The organism is Streptomyces albiaxialis (genome assembly GCF_039530985.1).
In the GTDB taxonomy this organism is placed as follows: Bacteria; Actinomycetota; Actinomycetes; order Streptomycetales; family Streptomycetaceae; genus Streptomyces; species Streptomyces albiaxialis.
Window position 1 is genome coordinate 513,796 of record NZ_BAAAPE010000013.1, and the last position, 26,457, is coordinate 540,252.

27 protein-coding genes are annotated in these 26,457 nt (G+C 72.1%); 17 read left to right on the plus strand and 10 right to left on the minus strand.

All coding sequences use genetic code 11. From position 1 onward, the window contains the following. Nucleotides 1-151 precede the first annotated feature (151 nt). On the minus strand, nt 152-1,915 hold the full coding sequence (gene leuA, locus ABD343_RS25960; RefSeq protein ID WP_344531745.1) for a 2-isopropylmalate synthase: 1,764 nt from the start codon (nt 1,913-1,915) through the stop codon (nt 152-154). Between the two features lie 317 nt (nt 1,916-2,232). Here leuA and ABD343_RS25965 point away from each other — a divergent pair, with 317 nt between their 5' ends. Both ABD343_RS25965 and ABD343_RS25970 read left to right on the plus strand, forming a co-directional pair. After that, nucleotides 2,233-3,354, plus strand: coding sequence for a M4 family metallopeptidase (locus ABD343_RS25965; protein WP_344531746.1), 1,122 nt, complete (start codon nt 2,233-2,235; stop codon nt 3,352-3,354). Between the two features lie 32 nt (nt 3,355-3,386). After that, the gene (locus tag ABD343_RS25970; RefSeq protein ID WP_344531747.1) at nt 3,387-3,662 is read left to right on the plus strand and encodes a protealysin inhibitor emfourin; all 276 of its coding nucleotides are present in this window, start codon (nt 3,387-3,389) and stop codon (nt 3,660-3,662) included. Here ABD343_RS25970 and ABD343_RS25975 read toward each other — a convergent pair whose 3' ends face one another. After that, on the minus strand, nt 3,663-4,469 hold the full coding sequence (locus ABD343_RS25975; protein ID WP_344531748.1) for an HAD family acid phosphatase: 807 nt from the start codon (nt 4,467-4,469) through the stop codon (nt 3,663-3,665). A 185-nt stretch (nt 4,470-4,654) separates the two neighbouring features. On the opposite strand from ABD343_RS25975, the gene ABD343_RS25980 reads away from it, so the two are divergent. Continuing rightward, nucleotides 4,655-5,956 carry a glucarate dehydratase family protein gene (locus tag ABD343_RS25980; RefSeq protein ID WP_344531749.1) on the plus strand — a complete coding sequence of 434 codons (1,302 nt, stop codon included), beginning with the start codon at nt 4,655-4,657 and terminating at the stop codon, nt 5,954-5,956. A gap of 345 nt (nt 5,957-6,301) precedes the next feature. Here the strand turns inward: ABD343_RS25980 and ABD343_RS25985 are convergent, their stop codons facing one another. Continuing rightward, complete coding sequence (locus ABD343_RS25985) at nt 6,302-7,627, minus strand: family 4 glycosyl hydrolase (RefSeq protein ID WP_344531750.1); 1,326 nt, start codon at nt 7,625-7,627, stop codon at nt 6,302-6,304. A 141-nt stretch (nt 7,628-7,768) separates the two neighbouring features. On the opposite strand from ABD343_RS25985, the gene ABD343_RS25990 reads away from it, so the two are divergent. Together ABD343_RS25990 and ABD343_RS25995 are read left to right on the plus strand one after the other, a co-directional pair. Next, on the plus strand, nt 7,769-8,896 hold the full coding sequence (locus tag ABD343_RS25990; RefSeq protein WP_425578270.1) for a carbohydrate kinase family protein: 1,128 nt from the start codon (nt 7,769-7,771) through the stop codon (nt 8,894-8,896). Nucleotides 8,897-8,977: 81 nt separating this feature from the next. After that, nucleotides 8,978-9,373: a DUF3592 domain-containing protein gene (locus ABD343_RS25995; RefSeq protein ID WP_344531751.1), complete on the plus strand. Its 396-nt coding sequence runs from the start codon at nt 8,978-8,980 to the stop codon at nt 9,371-9,373. Here ABD343_RS25995 and ABD343_RS26000 read toward each other — a convergent pair. Then, nucleotides 9,357-9,791, minus strand: coding sequence for an ATP-binding protein (locus tag ABD343_RS26000; protein ID WP_344531752.1), 435 nt, complete (start codon nt 9,789-9,791; stop codon nt 9,357-9,359). The two genes, ABD343_RS25995 and ABD343_RS26000, sit on opposite strands and share 17 nt — an antisense overlap. A 114-nt stretch (nt 9,792-9,905) precedes the next feature. Between ABD343_RS26000 and ABD343_RS26005 the strand changes: the two genes are divergently transcribed. From ABD343_RS26005 to ABD343_RS26035, 7 genes are all read left to right on the plus strand, one after another. After that, complete coding sequence (locus tag ABD343_RS26005; RefSeq protein ID WP_344531753.1) at nt 9,906-10,724, plus strand: helix-turn-helix domain-containing protein; 819 nt, start codon at nt 9,906-9,908, stop codon at nt 10,722-10,724. Next, nucleotides 10,721-10,921: a DUF397 domain-containing protein gene (locus tag ABD343_RS26010; protein WP_344531754.1), complete on the plus strand. Its 201-nt coding sequence runs from the start codon at nt 10,721-10,723 to the stop codon at nt 10,919-10,921. The genes ABD343_RS26005 and ABD343_RS26010 overlap by 4 nt, the downstream gene beginning before the upstream one ends. A gap of 92 nt (nt 10,922-11,013) precedes the next feature. After that, nucleotides 11,014-12,081, plus strand: coding sequence for a PhoH family protein (locus ABD343_RS26015; protein ID WP_344531755.1), 1,068 nt, complete (start codon nt 11,014-11,016; stop codon nt 12,079-12,081). 12 nt (nt 12,082-12,093) lie between these two features. Beyond that, entirely contained in the window at nt 12,094-12,594 is a 501-nt protein-coding gene (gene ybeY / locus ABD343_RS26020) for an rRNA maturation RNase YbeY (protein ID WP_344531756.1), read from the plus strand. Between the two features lie 7 nt (nt 12,595-12,601). Then, nucleotides 12,602-13,927 (plus strand): hemolysin family protein, encoded by a 1,326-nt coding sequence (locus ABD343_RS26025; RefSeq protein ID WP_344531757.1) that lies wholly within the window; start codon nt 12,602-12,604, stop codon nt 13,925-13,927. A 13-nt stretch (nt 13,928-13,940) separates the two neighbouring features. After that, nucleotides 13,941-14,303, plus strand: a complete 363-nt coding sequence (locus tag ABD343_RS26030; protein WP_344531758.1) for an MmcQ/YjbR family DNA-binding protein — start codon at nt 13,941-13,943, stop codon at nt 14,301-14,303. A 72-nt stretch (nt 14,304-14,375) separates the two neighbouring features. After that, nucleotides 14,376-15,095: a hypothetical protein gene (locus tag ABD343_RS26035; RefSeq protein WP_344531759.1), complete on the plus strand. Its 720-nt coding sequence runs from the start codon at nt 14,376-14,378 to the stop codon at nt 15,093-15,095. Between the two features lie 46 nt (nt 15,096-15,141). Here ABD343_RS26035 and ABD343_RS26040 read toward each other — a convergent pair whose 3' ends face one another. Continuing rightward, on the minus strand, nt 15,142-16,662 hold the full coding sequence (locus tag ABD343_RS26040; RefSeq protein WP_344531760.1) for an MFS transporter: 1,521 nt from the start codon (nt 16,660-16,662) through the stop codon (nt 15,142-15,144). Nucleotides 16,663-16,750: 88 nt separating this feature from the next. On the opposite strand from ABD343_RS26040, the gene ABD343_RS26045 reads away from it, so the two are divergent. The 3 genes from ABD343_RS26045 (at nt 16,751) to era (ending at nt 19,066) form a co-directional block, all read left to right on the plus strand. Beyond that, on the plus strand, nt 16,751-17,647 hold the full coding sequence (locus ABD343_RS26045) for a helix-turn-helix transcriptional regulator (RefSeq protein ID WP_344531761.1): 897 nt from the start codon (nt 16,751-16,753) through the stop codon (nt 17,645-17,647). 27 nt (nt 17,648-17,674) lie between these two features. After that, nucleotides 17,675-18,025 (plus strand): cytidine deaminase, encoded by a 351-nt coding sequence (locus ABD343_RS26050; protein ID WP_344531762.1) that lies wholly within the window; start codon nt 17,675-17,677, stop codon nt 18,023-18,025. 78 nt (nt 18,026-18,103) lie between these two features. Further along, nucleotides 18,104-19,066 carry a GTPase Era gene (gene era / locus ABD343_RS26055; RefSeq protein ID WP_344531763.1) on the plus strand — a complete coding sequence of 321 codons (963 nt, stop codon included), beginning with the start codon at nt 18,104-18,106 and terminating at the stop codon, nt 19,064-19,066. Nucleotides 19,067-19,288: 222 nt separating this feature from the next. On the opposite strand, the gene ABD343_RS26060 is transcribed toward era, so the two are convergent. Genes ABD343_RS26060 through ABD343_RS26070 form a run of 3 tightly spaced genes read right to left on the minus strand, consistent with a single transcriptional unit; the run spans nt 19,289 to nt 21,310 of the window. Beyond that, the gene (locus ABD343_RS26060) at nt 19,289-20,203 is read right to left on the minus strand and encodes a ribonuclease Z (RefSeq protein ID WP_344531764.1); all 915 of its coding nucleotides are present in this window, start codon (nt 20,201-20,203) and stop codon (nt 19,289-19,291) included. A 16-nt stretch (nt 20,204-20,219) separates the two neighbouring features. Continuing rightward, entirely contained in the window at nt 20,220-20,600 is a 381-nt protein-coding gene (locus tag ABD343_RS26065; RefSeq protein WP_344531765.1) for a histidine triad nucleotide-binding protein, read from the minus strand. 11 nt (nt 20,601-20,611) lie between these two features. Beyond that, entirely contained in the window at nt 20,612-21,310 is a 699-nt protein-coding gene (locus ABD343_RS26070) for a hypothetical protein (RefSeq protein WP_344531766.1), read from the minus strand. A 109-nt stretch (nt 21,311-21,419) separates the two neighbouring features. On the opposite strand from ABD343_RS26070, the gene ABD343_RS26075 reads away from it, so the two are divergent. Further along, a complete protein-coding gene (locus ABD343_RS26075) occupies nt 21,420-22,820 on the plus strand; it encodes a glycosyltransferase (protein ID WP_425578296.1) in 1,401 nt (466 codons plus the stop codon). 5 nt (nt 22,821-22,825) lie between these two features. Continuing rightward, nucleotides 22,826-24,532: an ArnT family glycosyltransferase gene (locus ABD343_RS26080; RefSeq protein ID WP_425578271.1), complete on the plus strand. Its 1,707-nt coding sequence runs from the start codon at nt 22,826-22,828 to the stop codon at nt 24,530-24,532. Here the strand turns inward: ABD343_RS26080 and ABD343_RS26085 are convergent. Together ABD343_RS26085 and ABD343_RS26090 are read right to left on the minus strand one after the other, a co-directional pair. Continuing rightward, on the minus strand, nt 24,474-25,223 hold the full coding sequence (locus ABD343_RS26085; protein WP_344531768.1) for a 16S rRNA (uracil(1498)-N(3))-methyltransferase: 750 nt from the start codon (nt 25,221-25,223) through the stop codon (nt 24,474-24,476). The genes ABD343_RS26080 and ABD343_RS26085 overlap by 59 nt on opposite strands. Beyond that, the gene (locus ABD343_RS26090; protein WP_344531769.1) at nt 25,220-26,374 is read right to left on the minus strand and encodes a nitronate monooxygenase; all 1,155 of its coding nucleotides are present in this window, start codon (nt 26,372-26,374) and stop codon (nt 25,220-25,222) included. Before ABD343_RS26090 ends, ABD343_RS26085 begins: the two co-directional genes overlap by 4 nt. Nucleotides 26,375-26,457 lie beyond the last annotated feature (83 nt).

The window sequence follows — 26,457 nt, forward strand, 5'->3', positions numbered from 1 at the left end:
CGCGTCCAGGTTCAGCCGAGTAGGGGCTGCCCCTTGGCGCCGCCTGCGGACTGCGGCTTTCGCCGTGGCCGGTCGCGCAGTTCCCCGCGCCCCTGGAAGTACGCGGCGAACTGTGCGACAAGCCATCGCGGGGGCAGCCCCTGCTCAGTGGCTACCGCGAGGCGCGGTTCACCGCGGAGACCACTGCCTTCAGGGAGGCCCGAGTGGTGTTGGCGTCGATGCCGATGCCCCAGAGGACCTTGCCGTCGATCGCGCACTCGATGTACGACGCGGCCTGCGCGGACGCGCCCTCGCTCATCGTGTGCTCCTGGTAGTCCAGGAGACGGGCGTCGATGCCGATGCCCTGCAGGGCGTGGAAGAACGCGGAGATCGGGCCGTTGCCCGTACCGGCCAGGGTGCGGGGCTCGCCGTCGACGTCCGCCTCGACCGTGAGCGTGTCCACGCCGTCCTTGTCGGTCGTCGTCTGACCGTTCCGGACCTGGATGCGGCCCCAGGGGTTCCCCGGGTTGGGCAGGTACTCGTCCTGGAAGGCCGACCAGATCGCGGCGGGCGTGACCTCGCCGCCCTCGCTGTCCGTCTTCTCCTGGATGATCTTCGAGAACTCGACCTGCATCCGGCGCGGCAGGTCCAGGCTGTGCTCGCCCTTGAGGACGTAGGCGATGCCGCCCTTGCCGGACTGGGAGTTGACCCGGATGACGGCCTCGTACGAGCGGCCGACGTCCTTCGGGTCGATCGGCAGGTACGGCACGGCCCACTCGATGTCGTCCACCGTCTTCCCGGCCGCGGCCGCGGTGGTCTCCATCGCCTCGAAGCCCTTCTTGATGGCGTCCTGGTGGGAGCCGGAGAAGGCGGTGTAGACCAGGTCGCCCGCGTAGGGGTGGCGGGGGTGGATCTCCATCTGGTTGCAGTACTCGGCGGTGCGGCGGATCTCGTCGATGTTCGAGAAGTCGATCATCGGGTCGACGCCCTGGCTGAACAGGTTCATGCCCAGGGTGACCAGGTCCACGTTGCCGGTGCGCTCGCCCTGTCCGAACAGGCAGCCCTCGACGCGGTCGGCGCCCGCCATCACGGCCAGCTCGGCGGCGGCCACGGCCGTGCCCCGGTCGTTGTGCGGGTGGACGGACAGGCAGACGTGCTCGCGGCGCGACAGGTGGCGGCCCATCCACTCGAAGCGGTCGGCGTGGGTGGACGGAGTCGAGCGCTCGACGGTGGCGGGCAGGTTCAGGATGATCTCCCGGCCCTCCTCCGGCTCCCATACGTCCATGACGCCCTCGCAGACCTCCAGCGCGAAGTCCAGCTCGGTGTCGGTGAAGATCTCGGGGCTGTACTGGTATCCGAAGACCGTGCGGTCGTCGAGCAGCTTCTCGGCGTACTCCATCACCAGCCGGGTGCCGTCGACGGCGATCTGCTTGACCTGGTCGCGGGTGCCGCGGAAGACGACCTCGCGGAAGACGGGCGCCGTCGCGTTGTAGAGGTGGACGGTGGCGCGGTGGGCGCCGACCAGGGACTCCACGGTCCGCTCGATCAGCTCCTCGCGGGCCTGGGTCAGGACGGAGATCGTCACGTCCTCGGGGATCGCGCCCTCCTCGATGATCGAGCGCACGAAGTCGAAGTCGGTCTGGCCCGAGGAGGGGAAGCCGACCTCGATCTCCTTGAAGCCCATCCGCACCAGCAGGTCGAACATCTCCCGCTTGCGGGCCGGGGACATCGGGTCGATCAGTGCCTGGTTGCCGTCCCGCAGATCGGTGGACAGCCAGCGGGGCGCCTGGGTGATGCGCTTGCCCGGCCAGGTGCGGTCGGGGATGTCGACGGCCTCGTACTGGCCGTACTTGTGGAGGGGCATGCCCGAGGGGCGCTGCAGTACGGAGGAGGCGGTGATGGGCGTGGCACGGCCGATGGAGGCGTGGGACGTCATGATGCGTAGGGCTCCAGGGAGGTGGCGCGTGGTGGGACGCGCAGGGCTTCGAAGGGCCGACGAGGACAGCACCGCACTCCGCGGGGAGGGGGTCGGCCTTCCGGCTACAGACCCTCGCCGCGGCAGCTAAGAAGAAGCAGCCCGTAACGCATGGTCTCGCCAGCATAACCCTGCCCGTCACACACGCCAGCCGTGTATCACTATGCGATACACCGCATCGGACCGGCGGTCAGCACGCGCCCCGGAGCGCCACCCCTTCTTACGAATCATGGCGGCGGGCAGTGACATACCCATGACGTAGTGCCACATTGCGCGCTATGACCGCATACCGCGCACCCGCCACCCGTCCCGCCCATCCCGTCTTCTGCACGATCGTCCCGCCGCACGTCCTCGACCACGTCTCCCGGTCCTCGGACTCCGCGCTCGCGGGCCCCGCGCGCCGCACGCTGGAGCAGGACGCCGCCCAGCGCACCCGCCGCCGCATCACCACGGTGCGGATGCCGCACGCCACCCCGAGGGCGCTGGACGAGGCCGCCGAGAAGAAGCCCCAGCGGACGATCTACGACGCCAAGCACAAGGAGTCCCTGCCCGGCAGGAAGGTCCGCGGCGAGGGCAGCAAGCCCGTCAAGGACGCCACCGTCAACCGCGCGTACGCGGGCCTGGGCGCCACCTTCGAGCTGTACCTGTCCGTATACGAGCGCTTCTCGATCGACGGCGCAGGGCTGCCGCTCGACGCCACCGTCCACTACGGCGAGAACTACGGGAACGCCTTCTGGGACGGCGAGCGCATGGTCTTCGGCGACGGGGACGGGGAGATCTTCCGCGACTTCACCCTGCCGGTCGACGTGATCGGCCACGAGCTGACCCACGGCGTCACGCAGTACACCGCCAACCTGGAGTACTTCGGCCAGTCCGGCGCGCTCAACGAGTCGCTGTCCGACGTCTTCGGCTCGCTCATCAAGCAGTACGGGCTCGGCCAGGACGCCGCCCAGGCCGACTGGCTGATCGGCGCGGGGCTCTTCACGGACCGCGTCGAGGGCGAGGCCCTGCGCTCGATGAAGGCGCCCGGCACGGCGTACGACGACGACGTGCTCGGCAAGGACCCGCAGCCCGCCACGATGGACGACTACGTCCACACGGGCCAGGACAACGGCGGGGTGCACATCAACTCCGGCATCCCCAACCACGCCTTCTACCAGCTCGCCACCGAACTCGGCGGCCACGCCTGGGAACGCGCGGGCCAGATCTGGTACGACACGCTCACCGCGGGCACTCTCAAGCCCGACACGGACTTCGCCGGCTTCGCGCGCGCCACCCTCGACGCCGCCGCCTCCCGCTACGGCGAGAGCGGCGAGGAGGCCGAGGCGGTACGCAAGTCCTGGTCCCAGGTGGGCGTGACGCCCGCGGAGCAGGCGGACAAGAAGGAGTCCGGCTCTTAACGCGCGGCACCCCGCGCGGAGAGGATGCCTCCATGCACATCACGGTCATCCGCACCGGCGGCTTCGGCGGGCTCACCCGCCGGGCCACCCTCGACACCGCGGGACGCGCGGACGCCGCCGAGCTCGCCTCGCTGGCCCGCGACTCCCTGGTCCAGGGACGGGGCCAGCGCCCGATGGGCGTGCCCGACGGCTTCCACTACGAGATCGTCGTGGACGGCAACACCGCCTACTGCGCCGATCCGCGCCTGACCGAGTCCCAGTCGGCGCTGATCAGCAAGGTGCTCAAGGAAGGCGATCAGGAAAGGTGATCACGGCAGGTAGTACATGGGGTTCGGGAGCTTGACCTTCCGCTGGGCGTGGCCGCCCTTCAGGTCGCTGTACTGGTCGCCGAAGTTGGCCAGGATGTCGTAGCCCCGGGATTCGATGTGGGCGCGGGTGCCCGACTTGTACTCGACGGTCGTGCACTCGTTGCCGCACTCCAGGTACGGGGGCGGGTTCTTCTCGTCCTTCAGGTAGAAGTGCTCCTTGTCGACGGGCACCTCGTATCCGGCCTTCTTGAGGTTCCGGACGCTCCAGTCGCGCTGGTACTCCTTGCGGCCGGTGAGGAAGAAGACCGTGATCCCCTTCTTGTGGGCCCAGTTGACGAGCTTCGTCATGCCGAAGACCGGGTCCATGTCGGTCGTCCGCAGGTACTCGTCCTGGGCCTTCTGGCTGAAGTTGTAGCCGATGCGCCGCTCGAAGTTGTACGTGAGCAGGGTGGTGTCGTCGACGTCGAGGACGATCGCGGGCTTGCCGTGCGTCTTCGCGCCCTTGCCGTGACCCTTGGCGTGCCCCTTGCCGAGGCCCTTCTCCAGGTCCTCGCGCGCGTCGGACGCGAGGCCCCGGACCTGCTCGGCGTAGTTGCTCTTCGGCGAGGCGTAGTGCTCGCCGTCCTCGGTCTCGATGTCCCCGTAGTACGCCTCGATCTTCTCCTTGACCTGGTCGAGGTTGGGGATCTCCTTGTCGCTGCGGGGCACGGAGCGCTCGGCGGTCGCCTGGCCGACGCCGAAGAAGGCGGTACCGGCCACGGCGGCGACGGCGACGAGGGGGAGGGCGGTTCTCAGGGGGCGGCGCATGCGCGGCTCCTCGGTTGGCAGGGGCATGGCGGTCGCCGGGAACCTAACACCGCAGCCAACCCGCCATCTACGCGCGGAGATTCAACGTTCCGTAAAGGCGGCCGGACCCTTGACCGGGTCAAGTTCAGGTCCATAACCTGCGTACGCATACATAAACATGCCTCGCCTGCGCCGGGAGCCGCCGCATGAGCACGCCCGCGAAGGACCTGACCATCACCGACGTACGGCTCACGCCCGTGCTCGTCGCCGACCCCCCGCTCCTCAACACCCAGGGCGTGCACCAGCCGTACACCCCGAGACTGATCGTCGAGGTGGAGACGGCGGGCGGGCACACGGGCGTCGGGGAGACCTACGGCGACACCAAGTACCTGGAGCTGGCCCGCCCGTTCGCCGACTCCCTCCCGGGGCGCCGGGTCAGCGACCTGAACGGGCTCACGGAGCTGGCCGGCCAGGTCTCCGTGGCCGCGCGCCGCGTCGAGACCGGCGTGGACGTCGGCGGGCTGCGGGGCGTCCAGACCGCGGAGAAGCTGCGGCTGTCCGTCCTCTCCGGCTTCGAGGTCGCCTGCCTGGACGCGCTCGGCAAGGCGACGGGGATGCCGGTGCACGCCCTGCTCGGCGGCAGGGTCCGCGACCGCGTGGAGTACAGCGCGTACCTCTTCTACCGCTGGGCGGAACACCCCGGCGGCGCGGGCGAGCCGGACGGCTGGGACGAGGCCACCGACCCCGCGGGCGTCGTCCGGCAGGCCCGGCGCCTCGCGGACGAGCACGGCTTCACCTCGTTCAAGCTCAAGGGCGGGGTGTACGAGCCGGAGGAGGAGATCGCCGCCGTCCGCGCGCTCGCCGAGGCGTTCCCCGGCTGCCCGCTGCGGCTCGACCCCAACGGCGCCTGGTCGGTGCCGACCTCGCTCCAGGTCGCCGACGCGCTGCGCGGCACGCTGCAGTATCTGGAGGACCCGGCGAGCGGCACCCCCGCGATGGCGGAGGTCGCCCGGGCCGCCGGGATCCCGCTCGCGACGAACATGTGCGTGACGACCCTCGGCGAGATACCGGAGGCGTTCTTCCAGGGGGCCGTCCAGGTCGTGCTCAGCGATCACCACTACTGGGGCGGGCTGCGTGCGACGCGCGAACTGGCGGCCCTCTGCCGTACGTTCGGCGTCGGGCTGTCCATGCACTCCAACACGCACCTGGGCATCAGTCTGGCCGCGATGACGCACGTCGCGGCGACAGTCCCCAACCTCGACTACGCGTGCGACAGCCACTATCCCTGGCAGACCGAGGACGTCCTGACCTCCCGCCTCGCTTTCCGCGACGGCCACGTCACGGTCTCCGACGCGCCGGGACTCGGCGTCACCCTCGACCCCGACCGCCTCGCGGTCCTCCACGAACGGTGGCTCTCCGACGACGGCACGATGCGCGACCGCGACGACGCCGCCGCGATGCGGGTCGCCTCCCCGGCGTGGGTCACGCCGAACGTGCCGCGCTGGTGAGGAGACCTCCCGCGCGCCCCTGACGGAGCGCACCGAACAGTGCCCCCGGGCCAAGACCTCAGAGCTTGCCCCGTCAGGGGCGCGGGGCTGTGTCTGATGTGCGGCTCCGCCGCGCGAGCGCGCCCGGTCACCACACCACGGGGCTTGCCCCCTCAGGGGCGCGGGGAACTGCGCGACCAGCCACGATGCGGGCGCACCCCGCGAAGCACAGCCCGGGGCACCCCGAACCCGGCCCTCACACGAGGGGCACCCGGCGAAGAGGGCTGCGCTTGCCAACCCTGCGCCTTGCGCAGACTTCCCAAGCTTCGCGGGAGGGAAAAGTGGGGCGCGCCCCTTCAGGGACGCTTAGTAGCCGGCGTGGTGCAGGATGCGGGCGGCTACCGCCGGGGAGTCGACCAAGGGGTGGAGGGCGAGAGCCCTCAGCGCCGCACGGTGGGAGCCGTCGAGCGCGGCCTCGACGGCTCCCAGTTCCACCGCCTTGAGCTGAAGCATCAGGCCCAGTTCGGCCTCGCCCAGAGGCGCGACCGGCAGTGGACGGGGCCCCGCCCCGTCCACCTCGCAGACCGTCTCCACGATCGCGTCCGGCGTCAGCGCGGGGACCGTGGATCCGTTGCGTACGTTCAGCACGAGCCGGGCCCGCTCCCCGCGGGCGATCGCCCGCATGAGGGCCAGCGCCACCTGGTCGTAGCCGCCGCCGTCGAGGTCGCACGTGTCGCGCGCCCAGCCCCCGGTGGCCTCGCGGCTCTCGGCCATGTACGTCTCCTCGCGCTCCAGCCGGGTGCGCTCCCACAGGGCGTACGCGTCGTCCGTACCGGCCGCCGCCCGCGCGAAGAAGTCGCCCTGCTGCTGGTCGAGGAACTCCCCGCGCGTCGACTCCGCCGTACGGACCGCGTCCAGCGTCTCGCGCCGGAAGTAGTAGTAGTGCAGGTACTCGTTGGGCAGCTCCCCCAGCGCGCGGAGCCACTCCGCGCCGAAGAGCTTGCCCTCCTCGAAGGAGGTCAGCGCCTCCGTGTCCGCCAGGAGACCCGGCAGCAGTTCGTGCCCCGTCTCGTCCCGCAGCGAGCGGAGCCAGCCGAGGTGGTTGAGGCCCGTGTAGTCGTAGGACACGGTGTCCGGGTCGGCCCCCGCCGCGCGCGCCGCGCGCCGCACCAGGCCGACCGGCGAGTCGCAGATGCCGATGACCCGCTCGCCCAGGACGCGTGCCATGGCCTCGGTCACCATCCCCGCCGGGTTGGTGAAGTTGATGACCCACGCGCCGGGGGCGAGCGCCCGTACCCGTTCGGCGATACGGACGGCCACCGGGACCGTACGGAGCGCGTAGAGGACGCCGCCCGCGCCGACCGTCTCCTGGCCGAGCACGCCCTCCGAGAGGGGGATGCGCTCGTCCCTCACGCGCCCCGCCGTGCCGCCCACGCGGATCGCGGAGAAGACGAAGTCCGTGCCGCGCAGCGCGTCGTCCAGGTCGTCCGCGATCCGTACGGACGGCGCGTCCGGCACGCCCTCGGCCTGCGCGGACAGTACGGACGCGATCACGGCCAGCCGGTCACGGTCCGTGTCGTGCAGGACGAGTTCCGTGCAGCGCCCGGGAGTTCCGGCGCGGGCCTCGGCCAGCAGCGAGCGGTGGACCAGGGGGACGCGGAACCCGCCCCCGCCGAGAATCGTCAGCCTCATACGGCGGAACGTACCTCACGGGGAGATCGCATTCCCGGGGGGCACGGGCCCGCGACCGACTATGGTCGGCCGTACCGCTGGAGTGGCACCGACCTCGCGGCGACCTCGCGGTACGGCCCGCACCCCGACAGGGAGAGCACGTTGAGTACGCGCAAGACCCCCAGCTCACGAACGCCCCGCCAGCGCCGGTTCGACCCGCTGGCGCGGCTCCGCACGCCCGGTGACCCCCGGTGGGACGTCTATCTGACGGGCACGGTCTTCCTGGACATCATCTTCACCGGCCTCGACTCGGCGCCCGTGCGCGGCACGGAGTCCTGGGCGCGCGGCATGGGGTCGAGCCCGGGCGGCATCGCGAACATGGCGACGGCCCTGGCCCGTCTCGGCCTGCACACCTCGCTGGCCGCCGCCTTCGGCGACGACATGTACGGCGACTACTGCCACGACGCCCTGGAACACGGCGAGGGCATCGACCTCTCCCTCTCGCACACCGTGCCCGGCTGGCACTCCCCCGTGACCGTCTCGATGGCGTACGAGGGCGAGCGCACGATGATCTCCCACGGCCACGAGGCCCCCGCGAAGGAGGCCGCCGCCGGTTACGACCCCGAGGCCCCCGAGTGCCCGCCCGCAGCGCGGGCCTGCGTCTCCTCGCTCGTCCCCGGCCGCCCCCAGGAGTGGATCGCGACGGCCGCCCGGCGCGGCAGCCTGATCTTCGCCGACGTCGGCTGGGACGAGACGGGCCGCTGGGACCTGAAGGCCCTCGCCGAGCTGGGCGACTGCGAGGCGTTCCTGCCGAACGCGGTCGAGGCCATGCGCTACACGGGCGCCGACTGCCCCCGCTCCGCCGCGCACGTGCTGAGCGAGTACGTGCCGCTGGCCGTCGTCACCATGGGCCCCGAGGGCGCCTACGCGGTCGACGGGCGTACGGGCGAGACCGCCGACGTCCCGGCCATCGCCGTCGAGGCCCTGGACACGACGGGCGCGGGCGACGTCTTCGTGGCGGGCTTCGTCACCGGCAGCCTCGCGGGCTGGCCCCTCGCCGACCGCCTCGCCTTCGCGGGCCTCACCGCCTCGCTCTCGGTCCAGGAGTTCGGCGGCTCGCTCTCCGCGCCGAGCTGGGCGGAGATCGCCGAGTGGTGGCACCGGGCGCGTGCCGCGCGCCCCGCCGGAACGGACTCGCCGTACGCCTTCCTGGACACCCTCCTCACCGGCTGCGACCCGGCCCCGCCGCCCCGCCGCGCGGTGCCGACGCTGGGCTTCCGCTCGGGCTAGGAAGCGCCCGCCCTCTCGCCGCCAGGAACCGCCCCGACCCGGCACCTCGTCCCCTCCCGCAACGGGAGAGAGGAGACGGCCGTGTGGCTGCTGGTGCTGTGTCTGCTCACAGGGCCCGTCATCATCGGGCTCGGCATCCGCGAAGAGGCGCACCAACGCCGTCTCCGGCGCGAGGGGATCACCGCCGAGGGCCGGGTGGTCCGCCACCGCAGCTCGCGCCACCAGGGCAGCGTCAGTTACTTCGCGGTGGTCCGCTTCGTCGACGAACGGGGCGGCCCGCACGAGTTCGAAGCGAAGGTGTCCGGCGTCACGGGCCTGCCCGTGGGCGGCCCGGCCCCGGTCCGCTACCTCCCCGGCGCCCCGAAGACCGCCCGGCTCGACGGTTCCGGCCAACGCTTCTGGGGCCTCGCGCTCCCGCTCCTGATCGGCACCGCCTTCACGGCCGCCGGGATCTGGGGCGTCACCACGGGCGCCTGAGCCCCGGCCCGCCCGCCACCTCCGCCCAGACCGTCTTGCCCGGCCCCTCACGGCCGGTCACGCCCCAGCTCTCCGCGAACGCGTCCACCAGGACCAGGCCGTACCGACCCTCCGTCCGTACGGGCAGCGCCGGATGGGTATCGGACACCTCGATCCGTACGGGCCCGCGCGGGTCCTCCAGGGACATCGTCACCTCGAAGTCCCTGCCGGGCACGCGCCCGTGCAGTACGGCGTTGGCGGCGAGTTCGGCGACGACGAGGGCGACCTTCTCCGACAGCTCGCTCCCGAAGGGGACGCCCCATGCGTCGAGCTGGCATACGGCCAGTCTGCGCGCGAGCCGTGCCCCGCGCCGGGTCGCGGAGAAGCGCTGGACGAACACACGGACGGTGATGGGCTCATGGGCCCGTGGTGCTGACATGAGCCCAGGCTCCTGGGCGCACCCTCCGCCCCTCCAGGTACGGCACCCATACAGTTCCCGTTGTATGGGTTGACTCTCTGGACTGGGTGGCTCACTACCCGTGACCATGGCCGGGTGACAGAACCCGAAGTCTCGGACAGCCTCAAGACCTTCGGCGTGGTCCTCAAAGCGCTCCGCGACGAGACGGGCCTCACCCAGGAGGAGTTCGCCCACCGCGTGGGTTATTCCCCCGGCTACGTCGCCAAGATCGAGCAGGGCAAGAGATTCCCGCCACGCGACCTCGCCGAACGGGCCGAACCGGTCCTCGGCCCCCTCGCCGCGAAGCTCCTGCGCGCCGCCGCGCGCAGCCTCACCCGCAAGGTGGGCCTCGCCTCCTGGTTCCACGAGTGGGCCGCGATCGAGGAGGAGGCGGTGTCCCTCTACGCGTACGAGTGCCGCGTGATTCCTGGGCTGTTGCAGCCCGAGCCGTACATCCGGGCGATCTTCGAGAGACGGCTGCCGCCGCTGTCGGAGGAGCAGTTCGAAAGCCAGGTCGCCGCCCGACTGGCACGCCAGTCCCTCCTGGAGGAGCGCCCGAACAGTTCGTTCACGTTCATGATCGAGCAGGCGCTGCTGGAACGGCGGTTGGGCGGCGACGCGACGACCGACGCGCTCATCGACAACCTGCTCACGCAGGGGGCCCGACGGAACGTAGAGGTCCAGATCATGCCGCTCCGGCAGGAGGACCACTTTGGCGCTGGCGGTCCGATGTACCTCGCTGAGACACCCAGCAATCAGTGGATCGGCTACTTCGAGGGGCACGACAGCAGCCTCTTGCAGACCGACCGGAAAGCGGTCAGCTCAATGCTCCGGCGCTATGACAAGATGCGCGCACAGGCGCTGAGTCCGAGAGATTCGGCGAGCCTGCTGGAGCAGATGCGAGGAGCCCAATGAGCACCACCGAGCTGGACTGGTTCAAGAGCAGCTACAGCGGCGACGGGGGCGACAACTGCGTCGAGGTCGCGGTCGAGTCCCGGGCCGTCCACGTCCGGGACTCGAAGGACAAGGGGATCAGCCCTCTCACGGTCTCCCCCGCGGCGTGGACGGCGTTCATCGTGACCGCTCGGTCACGCACCGCACGCGGCCGGTAATTCCGTGAGGGCTGTCGGTGCCCCGTCGTACTCTTGAGGTCCAGAGAAGACTCGGCGCGACGAGGGAGATGAGCTGGCCCCAGAGGCCGCCCATGGCACAGACAACCCAGAATCAGAACGGATCCGGGCGGGGAACCACCCCTGAGACGACCGCCCGCTTCACCGTTCCCGCCAAGCACCCGATGGTGACGGTGCTGGGCTCCGGTGACTCCCTGCTGCGCGTGATCGAGAGCGCGTTCCCGAAGGCGGACATCCATGTCCGGGGGAACGAGATCAGCGCGACGGGCGATGCCCGCGAAGTCGCCCTGATCCAGCGGCTTTTCGACGAGATGATGCTGGTGCTGCGCACCGGCCAGCCCATGACGGAGGACGCGGTGGAGCGTTCCATCGCGATGCTCCGCGAGCAGGAGGACGGGACGGGGGCGGCGGACGAGACCCCGGCGGAAGTCCTCACGCAGAACATCCTGTCGAACCGTGGGCGTACGATCCGCCCCAAGACGCTCAACCAGAAGCGTTACGTGGACGCGATCGACAAGCACACGGTCGTCTTCGGTATCGGCCCCGCCGGCACCGGCAAGACGTATCTCGCGATGGCGAAGGCCGTGCAGGCGCTCCAGTCGAAGCAGGTCACCAGGATCATCCTGACGCGGCCTGCCGTGGAGGCGGGCGAGCGTCTCGGCTTCCTGCCCGGGACGCTGTACGAGAAGATCGACCCGTATCTGCGCCCGCTCTACGACGCGCTGCACGACATGCTGGACCCGGACTCGATCCCGAGGCTGATGGCGGCCGGGACGATCGAGGTGGCACCCCTCGCATACATGAGGGGAAGAACGTTGAATGATGCATTCATCATCCTCGACGAGGCGCAGAACACGAATCCCGAGCAGATGAAGATGTTCCTCACCCGGCTCGGCTTCGAGTCGAAGATCGTCGTGACGGGTGACATCACCCAGGTCGATCTCCCGGGCGGGACGAAGAGCGGGCTGCGGCAGGTCAAGGAGATCCTGGAGGGCGTCGAGGACGTGCACTTCTCGCAGCTCGACAGCACGGATGTCGTCCGGCACAAGCTGGTCGGCCGTATCGTCGACGCGTACGACCGTTACGACAACGGCCACGAGCACGGCTCCCGCGAGCACGGCTCTCGCGACCACAGGAAGTAAGCCACCCGCACCATGTCGATCGACGTCAACAACGAATCCGGCCGCACGGTCGACGAGGAGGCCCTCCTCGACATCGCGCGGTACGCGCTGGCACGGATGCGCATCCACCCGCTCTCGGAGCTGTCGGTGATCGTCGTCGACGCCGACACGATGGAGCGGCTGCACCTGCAGTGGATGGACCTGCCAGGGCCCACCGACGTGATGTCCTTCCCGATGGACGAGCTGCGACCGCCGTCGCGGGACGAGGAGGAGCCCCCGCAGGGTCTCCTCGGGGACATCGTGCTCTGCCCCGACGTCGCGGAGAGGCAGGGCGCCGAGGCGCCGACGCAGCACTCCATGGACGAGGAGATGCAGCTCCTCACCGTCCACGGAGTGCTGCACCTGCTGGGGTACGACCACGAGGAGCCCGCGGAGAAGGCCGAGATGTTCGGCCTTCAGGCCGCGATCGTCGACGGCTGGCGCGCCGAGCGCGGCCTGGAGGGGCCCTCCCCGGCTCCGACCACGACCTCGTGAGCGCCTCATGAGCACGGTCACCGCGCAGCTCGTCGCCTCGGGCGTGCTGCTCGTCGTCGTGGCGTGGCTCGCCGCCTGCGCGGAGGCGGGCCTCGCGCGCACGACGAGCTACCGCGCGGAGGAGGCCGTCCGGCAGGGGCGGCGCGGCAGCGCCAAGCTGGCCGCCGTCGCCGCCGACCCGACCCGCTATCTGAACCTGGCGCTGCTGCTGCGCGTGGCCGCCGAAGTCGCGGCGGGCGCCCTGGTGACGTACGCGTGCCTGCGCGCCTTCAAGGAGAACTGGGAGGCGCTGACCGTCGCGATCGTCGTGATGGTCCTGGTCAGCTATGTGGCCATCGGCGTCTCGCCGCGCACCATCGGCCGTCAGCACCCACTGAACACGGCGACGGCCGCCTCGTACGTGCTGGTGCCGCTGGCCCGCATCCTGGGCCCGGTCCCGCAGCTCCTGATCCTGCTGGGCAACGCGCTGACGCCCGGCAAGGGATTCCGCAAGGGCCCGTTCGCGAGCGAGGCCGAGCTGCGCGCGATGGTGGACCTCGCCGAGCGCGAGTCGCTGATCGAGGCCGAGGAGCGGAAGATGGTCCACTCCGTCTTCCAGCTCGGCGACCGTCTGGTGCGCGAGGTGATGGTGCCGCGCACGGACCTGATCACCATCGAGCGTTTCAAGACCATCCGCCAGGCCCTGACGCTCGCGCTGCGCTCCGGCTTCTCCCGTATCCCGGTGGTGGGGGAGAACGAGGACGACGTCGTCGGCATCGTCTATCTCAAGGACCTCGCGCGGAAGGTCCACATCAGCCGCGAGGCCGAGACAGAGCTGGTCTCGACGGCGATGCGTCCCGCGACGTTCGTCCCCGACACCAAGAACGCGGGCGATCTGCTGCGCGAGATGCAGCAGGACCGTATCCACGTCGCGGTCGTCATCGACGAGTACGGCGGCACGGCCGGGATCGTCACGATCGAGGACATCCTGGAGGAGATCGTCGGCGAGATCACCGACGAGTACGACCGCGAGCTGCCGCCCGTCGAGGACCTGGGCGAGGACCGCTACCGCGTCACCGCGCGCCTCGACATCGGCGACCTCGGCGAGCTGTACGGGCTGACAGGGCTGGACGACGAGGACGTCGAGACGGTCGGCGGGCTCCTCGCGAAGTCCCTGGGCCGGGTGCCGATCGCGGGCGCGACGACGACGGTCGACGTCACCGAGGACCGCCTCGACCCCACGCTGACCGCGCTGCGGCTGACGGCGGAGGCCCCGGCGGGGCGGCGGAACAAGATCGTGACGGTGCTGGTCGAGCCGGTGCGCTCCGCGCGGGCGGCCGAGGAGGAGAGCTGACGGTGAGGGCCTCGTGACCCCGGACGAGCTGAAGGCGTACTGCCTCGATCTGAACGGGGCATGGGAGGACTTCCCCTTCCCCCGGAACCCGGAGCTGTCCACGTTCAAGGTGAAGGACAAGATCTTCGCCTTCTCCTCGCTCGAAGCGAGCCCCCTGACGGTCAGCCTGAAGTGCGAACCGGAGCTGGCCGTCCAGTTGCGCGAGGCCCACGCGGCCATCGCCCCGGGCTGGCACCTGAACAAGCGCCACTGGAACACGGTGACGCTCGACGGCTCCCTTCCCGACGGGATGGTCCGCGACCTGATCGAGGACTCCTACGACCTGGTCGTCGCCGGGCTGCCGCGCGCGGAACGGCTCCGCCTCGACCGGCCGTAGACCCGACCGGCCGTAGACCCGAGCGGCCCTTTTCGGCTCGCGGGCGGGCGCCGGGGCTGGTGGGCTGGGGCCATGCCCCGCGCTCTTCCGCCGCGTACGACCGCCGCCCTCGCCGTCCTTGTCCTCGCGCTCGTCCCGACCGCCGGGTGCGGGGGCGACGAGTCCTCGTCGTCCGGCGGCTCCGGCTCCTCGCCCTCCGCGAGTCCCACGCGTCCCCCGGGCGCGCTGAGCAAGGCGGAACTGAAGAAGGCGCTGCTCACCGAGCAGGACTTCCCGTCCGGCTGGGCGGCGACCGATCTGGGCGCGAGCGACAAGGCGGGCGACCTCGGCGCCGACAACAAGCAGTGCCAGGGGCTGCTGGACGCCGTGTCCGGGGACAAGTCCCGTACGGAGGCCACGCGGGACTTCGAGAAGTCGGAATCGGGCCCGTTCGTCTCGAACGGCGTCGCCTCGTACGGGAAGAGCGGCGCGAAGAAGGCCCTGCGCGACTTCAAGCGGCTCAGCTCGCGCTGCAAGGGCTTCACCTCGAAGGGCGGCGGCGGCGCGGTGACGTTCACCGTGGCCCCCATGACGCTGCCCGCCTTCGGCGACGAGAGCGCGGGCCTGCGCCTCACCGGCAGGGCCAAGGGCGGCCCCGCCGACGGGCTGGCCCTCTCCATGCAGCTCCTCGTGGCACGCGTCGGGCCGAGCACGACGGGCGTGGCCCATATGTCGGTGCTCGGCCCGGACGGGAAGATCACATCGAAGCTGATGCGGAGGGCTGTGGAGCGGCTGCGTGAAAGTGCCCCGTAAGGCGCGCGGGGAACTGCGCGGCCCGCCACGGCACACCCGCGGCCCGCTACGAACGGGCAGGGGCAGCTTCTGAACGGTTGCTCCGGCGCAGGGCGAAGAAGACCAGCACGCCTGCCGCGGTGACCGCCACGGCGTCCACACCGAGGCCCAGCTTGATGCCGCTCAGAGCGGCCTCCGCGGCCGGCGTACCGCCGTCACGGAGCATGCCGGACCAGCTCACCGACAGCGCGCTCAGCAGAGGAATGCCCAGGGCCATGCCGAGCTGCATCGCGCTGGTGACCAGCGAGGTCGCGCGGCCCTGGTCCTCGTCGGCGAGGCCGGAGGTCGCGGTCACGCCGTAGGTGACGACGGCCACCAGGTGCATGGCGCTGGCGAGCGACAGGCCGACGACGACCAGCCACAGGCCGGAGTCCACGCCGATGCCGAGCAGCGTCGCCGTCAGCACGCCCTGGCCCACCAGGCCGAGCGCGAGGGTGCGCGGGGCGCCGATCCGGCGGGCGATACGGGGCGCGACGGCGCCGCCCGCGATCGAGGCCACGCCCTGGACGCCGAAGACCAGCCCGGAGACGAGCGGGGAGACGCCGAGGGTGTCCTGGAGGTAGAGGGTGAGCAGGAAGACGGCGGCGGTCATCATCGAGACGGTGGCGAGCCCGCCCAGGTTGCCGAACGCGACGGTCGGGCGGCGCAGCATCCACAGCGGAAGCAGCGGCTCGGGGCTGCGGGCCTCGATCCGGATGAACGAGCCGAGCAGCACGAGGCCCAGGACGAGCGCCGTGAGGACGTCGGGGCGGGTGAAGCCCTCCTCGGCGGCGGTGGACAGGGCGTAGACGACGCCGAGGAGTCCGCCGGTGACGGTGAGGGCGCCGGGGATGTCCAGCCGGGTGCGCTCGCCCCGGCTCTCGGCGAGCATGCGCGGCGCGACGAGCAGCACGGCCGTGCCGCCGACGCCGAGCAGGCCCATGGTGGAGCGCCAGCCGAGGGTGTCGGTGAGGATGCCGCCGACGACCATGCCGACGGTGAAGCCGAGCGCCATCAGCGAGCCGTTGATGCTGAGGGCCTTGGTCCGCTTGGGGCCCTCGGCGAACGAGGTGGTGATCAGCGCCATGCCGGTGGGCACGAGCGCGGCGGCGCCGAGCCCCTGGAGCGCGCGTCCGGCGAGGAAGAGCGGGGCGTTCGGGGCGAGCGCGGCCAGCACGGAGGCGGCCGTGAAGAGGGCCAGGCCCGTGAGGAACGTACGGCGGCGGCCGAGCTGGTCGCCGAGGCGGCCGAAGAGGAGCAGGAAGCTGCCGGTCGGCAGGGCGAAGGCGGTCACGGCCCACTGCAGGCCCGCCTCGCCGAGGCCCAGGTCGGGGCCGAGGACGGGGAGGGCGACGTTGAGGACGGAGAAGTCGAGCGCGACCAGGAACTGGGAGGCGCAGAGCACGACCAGGACCAGCTTCTCGCGGGCGGTGAACCGCGCGGGCGCGGGCTCGGTCGCGGACTCGGGCGCGGGCTCGGTGGGGGTCGGCGACGCGGCGGTTGCCGTCTCCGTGTCGTAGGGATCCCGGGGTGCGGTCTTGGTTGGCATGTGCGAGATCCTGCTGTGGCGGAACAGACCGTAGGGAGCCGCTGTTTATGGTGGTGGTACGACCACCAGCCAGGGAGGGGACCGACAGGTGGCAGTCGGCGAGAGCACACGGCCCGCGAGGGCGTCCAGCGAGAAGACGCGTCGCGGCGCGGAGCTGCGCGAGTTCCTGCGGTCGCGCCGTGCGCGGGTCAGCCCGGCCGAGGCGGGGCTCCCCGACGGCGGGGCCCGGCGCCGCACGCCGGGGCTGCGCCGCGAGGAGGTGGCGGTGCTCGCCGGGGTGGGCGCTTCCTGGTACCAGTGGCTGGAGCAGGGCCGGGACATCACGGTCTCGCCGCAGGTGCTGGACGCGGTCGCGCGCGTGCTGCGGATGAGCGCCACGGAGCGGCGCCACCTGTACATGCTGGCGGGGCTCAACCCCCCGCTCCCCCGCTCCGACCACGACCGCGACTATCTGTGCGACGGCATGCAGCGGCTGCTGGACGGATGGCTGCCGAACCCGGCGGTGATCCTCGATCCGTACTGGAACGCCGTCGCGCTGAACGAGACCGCGAGGCACACCTTCGGCATCCGCGAGCAGGACAACTGCATCCTGGACTTCTTCCTCAACCCGCACTATCGGGTCCGCGCCAAGAGCTGGGAGCAGAACGCGCCGCACATCGTCGCGCAGCTCCGCGCCTCGCTCGCCGAGTGGCCCCAGGACGAGGGGTTCCAGGAGCTGTTCGAGCGGCTCCAGGGGGAGAGCGAGGAGTTCGGGGAGCTGTGGGCGCGGGGCAATGTGTGCCAGCCCGGTCTGCTCCTCAAGGAGGTCGAGCACCCGACGGTCGGCACGCTGCGCTTCGAGTCGACGACGCTCCAGGTGCCCGCGCGGCCCGATCTGAAGGTCGTGCTGCACAACCCGGTGCCGGGCTCGGGCACGAACGAGCGGCTGGAGCGGCTGCTGAGGCCCGAGGTGCTGCGTTCCGCGATCCGCCCCGTGGCGAGCTGAGCGGCGCGCCCGCATATCCTCGCTGTCATGACGGAGCAGGAGCTGGACCCCGAAGACCGCAAGATCCTCACCCTGGCGCGCAGCGCCCGCGCCCGCAACGCCGTGCCGGAGGGCGCGGCCGTACGGGACGAGACGGGGCGTACGTACGTCGCGGGCTCCGTCGCGCTGCCCTCGCTCCAGCTCTCCGCGCTGCGCACGGCGGTGGCCATGGCCGTCGCCTCGGGCGCGACGTCACTGGAGGCCGCGGCCGTCGTCGCGGACGCCGACGCGGTGCCGGACGAGGACCTGGCGGCCGTACGGGACCTGGGCGGCCCGGCCACGCCCGTCCTCCTCGCGGGCCCCGACGGGACCCCGCGCGCGACGGTCACGGCGGGCTGACGACGCGGGGCCGGTCGCCGTGCCGGGGGCTGTGGGTCCGGGTCGGGGGCGGGCCCCGCATCGGGGACAATGGTCGGCATGAACGCATCCTCCGCCGCCCCCTCCGAGGTCTCCGAAGCCGCCGGTGAGCCGCACCGCTCGGGCTTCGCCTGCTTCGTCGGCCGCCCGAACGCGGGCAAGTCGACGCTGACCAACGCGCTGGTGGGCACGAAGGTCGCGATCACCTCCAACCGCCCGCAGACGACCCGGCACACGGTGCGCGGCATCGTGCACCGCCCCGAGGCGCAGCTCGTCCTCGTCGACACCCCGGGCCTGCACAAGCCGCGCACGCTGCTCGGCGAGCGGCTCAACGACGTCGTACGGACGACCTGGGCCGAGGTCGATGTGATCGGCTTCTGCCTGCCGGCCGACCAGAAGATCGGTCCGGGGGACCGTTTCATCGCCGCCGAGCTGGCGGAGCTGAAGCGGACGCCCAAGGTCGCGATCGTCACCAAGACGGACCTGGTCGAGAACGACGCGCTCGCGGAGCAGCTCATCGCCGTCGACCAGCTCGGCAAAGAGCTGGGCATCGAGTGGGCCGAGATCGTCCCGGTCTCGGCGACCGCCGACAAGCAGGTCGGGCTGCTGGCCGATCTCCTGGTCCCCCTCCTCCCCGAGGGCCCCGCGCTCTACCCGGACGGCGACCTCACGGACGAGCCCGAGCAGGTCATGGTCGCCGAGCTGATCCGGGAGGCCGCGCTGGAGGGCGTACGGGACGAGCTGCCGCACTCGATCGCCGTGGTCGTCGAGGAGATGCTGCCGCGCGAGGGGCGCCCGGCGGACAAGCCCCTGCTGGACGTCCACGCCAACATTTTCATCGAGCGCCCCAGCCAGAAGGGGATCGTCATCGGTCCCAAGGGCAAGCGGCTGAAAGAGGTCGGCACGACCTCGCGCCGCCACATCGAGGCCCTGCTCGGCACGCCGGTCTACCTCGACCTTCATGTGAAGGTCGCCAAGGACTGGCAGAGAGACCCCAAACAACTCCGCCGCCTCGGCTTCTGACCCTGCGTCCCTGACGGGGCACGTCTGCTCCTCCCTTCCGCGAAGCTTGGGCAGTCTGCCACTGGGGGTGCCCCCTGCTCGAAGAGCTTGGGGGAGCAGGGTGGGCAAGCGCAGCCCTCTTCGCCGGGTGCGCGCACAACAGGGCCGGGCAGAGGCTGCCCCGGACTGTGCTTCGCGGGGCGCGCCCGCGTCTGTGGCCGGGCGCGCAGTTCCCCGCGCCCCTTAGCTCCTTCGCTTGGGAACCGGGACCCGGGTGAGGTCCTCCGCCACCGTGAGTTCGCCCTCGAAGCCCGCCTCGCGGGCCTCCCGGGCGAAGGCCGAGGGATCCGAGTAGCGCTGCGAGAAGTGGGTGAGGACGAGGTGGCGGACGCCCGACTCCGCGGCGACCGCACCCGCCTGACGGGCAGTCAGGTGCCCGGAGTCGTAGGCCAGCGCAGCGTCCTCGTGCAGGAACGTGGACTCGATCACCAGCATGTCGCAGCCCTCGGCGAGCGCGTGGACGCCGTCGCAGAGGCGGGTGTCCATGACGAAGGCGAAGCTCTGCCCGGGGCGCGGCTCGCTGACGTCCTCCAGGCGCACGCCCCGCAGCGAGCCCTCACGCTGGAGGCGGCCGACGTCCGGGCCCGTGATGCCGTGCGCGGCGAGCCGTACGGGGTCCATGCGGCGCCCGTCCGGCTCGGAGAGGCGGTACCCGAACGCGGGGACGCGGTGCGACAGTTCGTGCGCGGACAGCGTGAACGGCAGCTCGTCCGGCGCCGCCAGGACGCCGGGCGCCCGCACGGGGGCCTCGCGCAGATCCGCCGTCTCGTGGTACGGCGTGGCGTGCCGCAGCCGTGCGAACCAGCGCTGCCCGCTCGCCGGGTAGTGCGCGGTGACCGGGTGCGGCACCCGGTCGAGACTGAGGTGCTGGACGACTCCGGGCAGGCCGAGGCAGTGGTCGCCGTGGAAGTGCGTCAGGCAGATCCGGGTGAGGTCGTGCGCGGCGACGCCCATCCGCACCATCTGGCGCTGGGTGCCCTCGCCGGGGTCGAAGAGGATGCCCTCGCCGTCCCAGAGCAGGACGTACCCGTTGTGGTTGCGGTGCCGGGTCGGCACCTGGCTGGCGGTGCCGAGCACGACCAGTTCTCGCGCGGACAAGCTCCGTACGTCCCCGTTACCCGGGCGGCCATTCGAGGCCGCGGCCCCCGAGGACGTGCGCGTGGACGTGGAAGACGGTCTGGCCCGCGCCCGTACCGGTGTTGAAGACCACCCGGTATCCGGTGCCGGGGCCGCCCTCGCGGACGGCGATCTTCTCCAGCGCGGCGACCTCGCCCGCCTCGCGCAGCACGTCCGCCATGAGCTGCGGGGACGCGGCGGCGAGGGAGGCGGCGTCCTGGTGGTGCTCCTTGGGGATCACCAGGACGTGCGTGGGCGCCTGCGGGTTGATGTCCCGGAACGCGACGGTCGTGTCGGTCTCCCGGACGACGGTCGCCGGGACCTCGCCCGCGACGATCTTGCAGAACAGGCAGTCAGCCACATCAGGTTCTCCAGCCATGGAACGGGATGCTACCTGTCGGCTCCCACGGGCTCGTGCTCAGGCGTGGGATCGTCGTCCTCGTCGCAGCCGCAGGTGGGGCTCGACGTCGGCGTCGGAGTGCCGGTGACGGTCACGGTGACGGGCGGCTTCTCGCTGGGCTCGCTCGGCTCGCCGGTCCCGGTCGGCGTCTCCGGCGGCTCCGTCGGCGGATCCACGGTCCTGGTGACCGTCGGGCGGTCGGTCGGGCGGTCCGTCGGCCCGTCCGTCGGGCGCGGCGGCCGCGTCGTACGGGTCGGGTCCGCGTCGCAGTTGCCGAGCACGCTGGCCTTGAACAGCGTGCGGCTGCCCGACGTGGCGACCAGGTCGCCGCGCACGCAGCGCCCGTCCTTCTCCTCGGTGACCCGGCCCTTGATGGCCAGCTTCTTGCGGTTGGTGGTCTCGCCCTCGCACTCGACCCGGGCGACCTCGCCGCCCCGGGACGAGCGGGTGGCCGTGGCGGTGCCGGGGCGGGTGCCCATGTGGGCCGTGCAGCTCATCCACTGCACCTCGACCCCCGCCCGCTCCAGCGCCTCGGTGCCCGCCTGGTCCGTGGCCAGCGCGACGGAGGCGGTGCTGAGGCCGCCGCCGGCACCGGGCTCGCAGGCGGTGACGGCGAGGACCGCCGCGGTGGCGGCGCCCGCGGCTCCCGCTGCCCGCCCTAATCGCCGGATGGTTCGTGAAGCGCCCATGCACGGCAGAGTGCCACCGGCCGGGGCATGCCGGAAGACCCCGATTCGCCTTCCCCGTACGGGTGATGCGGGCGCAAGCCCCCCGCCCGCGCTCCGCCCTGCCGGAAGGATCGGCCCCGTGCTCACGACCACGCTCACTCTCTTCGTGACCCTCACCTCCCTGGCCCTCTTCGGCATAGCCTCGCTCACCCTCTGGTGGCAGATGTACGCGTGGCGCACCCCGGAGACGTACGCCGCCACCCACTTCGCCCCTCCCGACGGGGGCCGGGAGCTGTCGTTCTCGCTCCTCCTGCCCGCGCGCCACGAGAAGGACGTACTGGCCGCGACCGTCCGCCAGTTGCTGCGCACGGAGCATCCGCGCTACGAGATCCTGCTGATCGTCGGCCACGACGACCCCGGGACCCGCGCCGTCGCCGAACTCCTCGCCGCGCGGGCCCCGGACCGCGTCCGGGTGATCGTCGACCGGCACGCGGTCAAGAACAAGCCACGGGCGCTGAACACCGCGCTGCCCCACTGCCGGGGCGAGGTCGTCGGCGTGATCGACGCCGAGGACCAGGTCGACGCGCGGCTGCTCACCCACGTCGATCACACGTTCCGCACTACTGGCGCCGACGTCGTGCAGGGCGGCGTGCAGCTCATGAACTTCCAGTCGAGCTGGTACAGCCTGCGCAACTGCCTGGAGTACTTCTTCTGGTTCCGCAGCCGCCTGCACCTCCAGGCCGCCAAGGGCTTCATCCCGCTCGGCGGCAACACCGTCTTCGTCCGCACCGCGCTGCTGCGCGACGCGGGCGGCTGGGACCCCGACTGCCTGGCCGAGGACTGCGACCTGGGCGTCCGGCTCTCCAGCGGCGGCGCCCGCACGGTCGTGGCGTACGACCCGATGCTCGTCACCCGCGAGGAGACGCCCGGCTCGCTCGTCGCGCTGCTGAAGCAGCGCACCCGCTGGAACCAGGGCTTCCTCCAGGTCTACCGGAAGCGCGACTGGGCCGAACTGCCCACGTTCTCCCAGCGGATGCTGGCGCGGTACACGCTGGCGACGCCGTTCTTCCAGGCGTTCACGGGGCTGCTCGTCCCGGTGAACCTCGCGGTCGCGCTCTGGGCACAGGTCCACCTCGGCGTGACCGCGCTGAGCTTCCTGCCCGCGCTGACCTGCGTGATGACGCTCGTCTTCGAGGGCGTCGGCCTGCACGACTTCGGACGGCAGTACGAGTCCTACGTCCGCCCGTCCGACTACGTGAAGCTCGTGCTGGGCGGTCCCGCCTACCAGCTCCTGCTCGCCGCCGCGGCGCTGCGCGCGGTCTGGCGCGAGTGCCTCGGCCGCTCCGACTGGGAGCTGACGCCCCACACGGGCGCCCACCTCCGGCCGGAGGAGACCGCGCCGAAGGAGGCCGCGCCCGTACGGCCGCTTCCCGTACAGCCAACGCCACAGCCAACGCCACAGCCAACGCCACCGGTCCCGGGCCCCCTGAGCGGCACGCGCGGCAAGGTGCGTGAGGGGGCGCTGCGGTGACCGCCGTGTCCGCTCCACCCGCGCCCCCGCCGACCGCCGGGGGCGCGGCGCCGCCCGGCCCGGCACGCGCACGGCGCCGCGTGCGCCACCCCGACCTGCTGCTGTGCGGGGGCCTGCTCCTCGTCCACCTCGCGGTGCAGGGCGCCAACCTGACGGGCTTTCCCGAACTCGCCGACGACGAGGGCACGTACCTCGCGCAGGCGTGGGCCGTGCAGCAGGGCGAGGGCCTGGCCCACTACACGTACTGGTACGACCATCCGCCGCTCGGCTGGATCCAGCTCGCGTTCCTCACCTGGCTGCCCGCGCTGATCTCCCCCGAGTCGCTCACCGTCGCCCCGTCCCGCACGGCGATGGTGGTGATCGGCGGCGTCAGCGCGGTGCTGCTGTACGTCCTGGCGCGCAGGCTCCAACTGCCACGCTGGGCGGCCGGGCTGGCGATGGCCCTCTACGGGCTCTCACCGCTCTCCGTGGAGCTGCTGCGGAAGGTGTTCCTGGACAACATCGCGGTCCCCTGGATGCTGCTCGCGTTCATCCTCGCCGCCTCGCCCAGCCGCCATCTGTGGCACCACTTCGCCGCCGGTCTCGCCGCCGCCGTGTCCGTCCTGTCCAAGGAAACGATGCTGCTGGTGCTGCCCGCTCTGCTGGCGACGATGTGGACGCACAGCCACCGCGACACCCGGAAGTTCGCGGTGACGGGCGCGATCGCCGCGTGCGCGCTGGCGGGCCTGTCGTACCCGCTCTACGCGCTGCTGCACGGCGAACTCCTGCCCGCCGACGGCCGGGTGTCGCTCAGCGACGCGCTCGTCTTCCAGCTCACCCGGCCGGGCTCGGGCAGCATGCTCGACCCCGAGTCGGCCGCGCGCCGCACCGTCGGCGCCTGGCTGCACTACGACCGGGTGCTGCCGCTGGCGGGCGGGGTCGCGGCGGTGGCGCTCGTCGAGACCGCGCGCTGGTCGCGCGCGGCGCGGGCGCTGGCCGGTCCCGCGCTGGCCGTGCTGCTGCTCGCCGCGTCCGTCACGCTGCGCCCGTCGGGCTACATCCCGGCCATGTTCGTCATCCAGGCACTGCCCTTCCTCGCCCTGTCGCTGGCCGGTACGGCGGCCGTCCTGGCGCGGGCCGTGCTGCGGGCCGGACGGCACCGGATGGAACACCTGTCCGTCACGGTCGTCCGGTGGACGCTCGTATGGATCCTGGCCGGGGCAGCCGTCTGGTCCGCCGCGCCGCGCTGGTTCGCCGCCGACCGGGCCGCCCTCACGACGGACGCGAACGGCCCCTACCGGCAGGCCGCCGCCTGGATGGCCACCTACGCCGAACACCCGCGCTCCGCGCGCGTCCTGGTCGACGACAGGCTGTGGCTCGATCTCGTGCACGAGGGCTTCCGGCCGCGCACGGGCGCCATCTGGTTCTACAAGGCGGACCTCGACCCGGCCGTCGCCCGCTCCCTGCGGCACGGCTGGCGCTCCGTCGACTACGTCGTCTCCAGCCAGTCGCTCCGTACGGACGCGCCCCGGCTGCCCACCGTCAGCGCGGCGCTCGCCGGTTCCTCGCGGGTCGCGGTCTTCGGCTCCGGGCCGAAGCGGGTCGAGATCCGCGAAGTGGACCCCGACACGTACGCGAGGGCCGGGCGCGGCTGGGCGCGGGCCGGTGTGCCGTTCAGCTCCAGCGTCCGGTCCGGGCCAGTAGCACCGCCGCGGCGGCCGTCCCCGCCGTAGAGGTACGCAGCACGGTCGGGCCCAGCTTGTACGGCACCGCGCCCGCCTCCTCGAAGGCCCTCAACTCCTCGGGCGAGACCCCGCCCTCGGGGCCCACGACCAGCACCAGGTCGCCGTCCACGGGGAGTTGGGCAGTGGCCAGCGGCACCTCGCCCGACTCGTGCAGCACCCCGGCGAAGGCCGCGCCCGCGAGAAGCTCCGCCACCTCGCGGGTGGAGGCCTGCCCGGCGACCTCGGGAAAGCGCGTCCGGCGGGACTGCTTGCCCGCCTCGCGCGCGGTCGCCCGCCACTTGCCGAGCGACTTGAGACCGCGCTCGCCCTTCCACTGGGTCACACAGCGCGACGCCGCCCAGGGCACGATCGCGTCCACCCCGGTCTCGGTCATGGTCTCCACGGCCAGCTCGCCCCGGTCGCCCTTGGGCAGCGCCTGCACGACGGTGATCCGGGGCCGGGGCGCGGGCTCCGACCGTACGGCCGCGACGGTGACGTCCATCCGGTCCTTGCCGGAGACGGCCGCCACGGTGCCGTCGGCCGCCGTCCCGGCGCCGTCGGTCAGCACGACCTCCTCGCCCGCGCGCAGCCGCCGTACGGACACCGCGTGCCGCCCCTCCGGGCCCTCCAGCGCGAAGGTGTCGCCGGGCGCGAGGGCGTCGAGCGCGCCGGGGTCGGTGACGAAGACGGGCGCGGTCACTCGTGCACGCTCCCGCCGCCCATGGTTCCGCCGCCCGCGCTTCCGCCGCCCCCGCCCCCGCTTCCGCCGCCGCGCGCCGCCGAGAGCGCCTCGCGCGCGACGGACAGCTCGGCGGCCAGCACCTCCACGAGCTGCCCCGCGGGCAGCGCGCGGGCGAGCCGGTGCCCCTGGCCCGCCCACAGGTTCATGCCCTGCGGATCGCCCGCCCTGGCCGCGGCCTTGCGCACCTCGGCCGTGAGGTAGTGCACCTGCGGATAGGCGGCGGGCGCGTACGGCCCGTGCTCCCGCATGAAACGGTTCACCAGGCCGCGCGCGGGCCGCCCGGAGAACGCGCGGGTCAGCTCGGTGCGCGCGAAGAGCGGATCCGTCATCGCCTGCTTGTGCAGCTCGTGCGCGCCCGACTCCTCGCAGACGAGGAACGCGGTGCCGAGCTGGGCCGCGCTCGCGCCCGCCGCCAGCACGGCCGCGACCTGGCCGCCGCGCATCAGCCCGCCCGCCGCGATGATCGGAAGCTGCGTCGCCTCCTTGACCTGCGTCACGAGCGCCAGCAGCCCGAGCCCGGCGCCCGAGCCGTCCGACTGCGGATCGTCCTTGTGCGTGCTCTGGTGGCCGCCCGCCTCGATCCCCTGCACGCACACGGCGTGCGCGCCCGCCTCCTGCGCCGCCTGCGCCTCGGCGACGGTCGTCACGGTGACGACCGTGTACGTGCCGAGCTTGCCGAACCGCTCCAGCACCCGCCGCTGCGGGCAGCCGAACGCGAAGGAGACCACGGGGACCGGGTCGTCGAAGAGGATCGCGAGCTTCGCCTCGTACGCGTCGTCGGTGCCCCGGTCCGTGTCGCCCAGCACCGTCTCGTACCAGGTGGCCTCGCCCGCGAGCTGCTCCCGGTACACCTCGACGGCCGCCGGGTCGGCGGTCGGGGGCTGGGGCATGAAGAGGTTGACCCCGAAGGCCCGGTCGGTCAGCCGGCGGACCTGCCGGACCTCCTCGTACGTCGCCTCCGGCGTCTTGTACCCGGCGGCGAGGAAACCCAGCCCGCCGGCCTCGCTCACCGCGGCGGCGAGCGCGGGGCAGGAGGCGCCCCCGGCCATGGGCGCCTGGACGAGTGGATGCTCGATCAGCTCGGTCAGCGAGGGCAACGCGGTGGACATGCGCTCATCCTGTCACGCGGTGCCGCGCCCCCGACCACCCGTCACCACACCCCGCCCCGCACGCCCCGAGGCCCTGAGCCCAG

What these genes read in the sequence shown, in the direction of transcription:
- leuA (WP_344531745.1), bottom strand. Translation starts at nt 1,915, where the DNA reads ATGACGTCCCACGCCTCCATCGGCCGTGCCACGCCCATCACCGCCTCC.
- ABD343_RS25965 (WP_344531746.1), top strand. Translation starts at nt 2,233, where the DNA reads ATGACCGCATACCGCGCACCCGCCACCCGTCCCGCCCATCCCGTCTTC.
- ABD343_RS25970 (WP_344531747.1), top strand. Translation starts at nt 3,387, where the DNA reads ATGCACATCACGGTCATCCGCACCGGCGGCTTCGGCGGGCTCACCCGC.
- ABD343_RS25975 (WP_344531748.1), bottom strand. Translation starts at nt 4,469, where the DNA reads ATGCGCCGCCCCCTGAGAACCGCCCTCCCCCTCGTCGCCGTCGCCGCC.
- ABD343_RS25980 (WP_344531749.1), top strand. Translation starts at nt 4,655, where the DNA reads ATGAGCACGCCCGCGAAGGACCTGACCATCACCGACGTACGGCTCACG.
- ABD343_RS25985 (WP_344531750.1), bottom strand. Translation starts at nt 7,627, where the DNA reads ATGAGGCTGACGATTCTCGGCGGGGGCGGGTTCCGCGTCCCCCTGGTC.
- ABD343_RS26000 (WP_344531752.1), bottom strand. Translation starts at nt 9,791, where the DNA reads ATGTCAGCACCACGGGCCCATGAGCCCATCACCGTCCGTGTGTTCGTC.
- ABD343_RS26010 (WP_344531754.1), top strand. Translation starts at nt 10,721, where the DNA reads ATGAGCACCACCGAGCTGGACTGGTTCAAGAGCAGCTACAGCGGCGAC.
- ABD343_RS26015 (WP_344531755.1), top strand. Translation starts at nt 11,014, where the DNA reads ATGGCACAGACAACCCAGAATCAGAACGGATCCGGGCGGGGAACCACC.
- ybeY (WP_344531756.1), top strand. Translation starts at nt 12,094, where the DNA reads ATGTCGATCGACGTCAACAACGAATCCGGCCGCACGGTCGACGAGGAG.
- ABD343_RS26025 (WP_344531757.1), top strand. Translation starts at nt 12,602, where the DNA reads ATGAGCACGGTCACCGCGCAGCTCGTCGCCTCGGGCGTGCTGCTCGTC.
- ABD343_RS26035 (WP_344531759.1), top strand. Translation starts at nt 14,376, where the DNA reads ATGCCCCGCGCTCTTCCGCCGCGTACGACCGCCGCCCTCGCCGTCCTT.
- ABD343_RS26040 (WP_344531760.1), bottom strand. Translation starts at nt 16,662, where the DNA reads ATGCCAACCAAGACCGCACCCCGGGATCCCTACGACACGGAGACGGCA.
- ABD343_RS26050 (WP_344531762.1), top strand. Translation starts at nt 17,675, where the DNA reads ATGACGGAGCAGGAGCTGGACCCCGAAGACCGCAAGATCCTCACCCTG.
- era (WP_344531763.1), top strand. Translation starts at nt 18,104, where the DNA reads ATGAACGCATCCTCCGCCGCCCCCTCCGAGGTCTCCGAAGCCGCCGGT.
- ABD343_RS26065 (WP_344531765.1), bottom strand. Translation starts at nt 20,600, where the DNA reads ATGGCTGGAGAACCTGATGTGGCTGACTGCCTGTTCTGCAAGATCGTC.
- ABD343_RS26070 (WP_344531766.1), bottom strand. Translation starts at nt 21,310, where the DNA reads ATGGGCGCTTCACGAACCATCCGGCGATTAGGGCGGGCAGCGGGAGCC.
- ABD343_RS26090 (WP_344531769.1), bottom strand. Translation starts at nt 26,374, where the DNA reads ATGTCCACCGCGTTGCCCTCGCTGACCGAGCTGATCGAGCATCCACTC.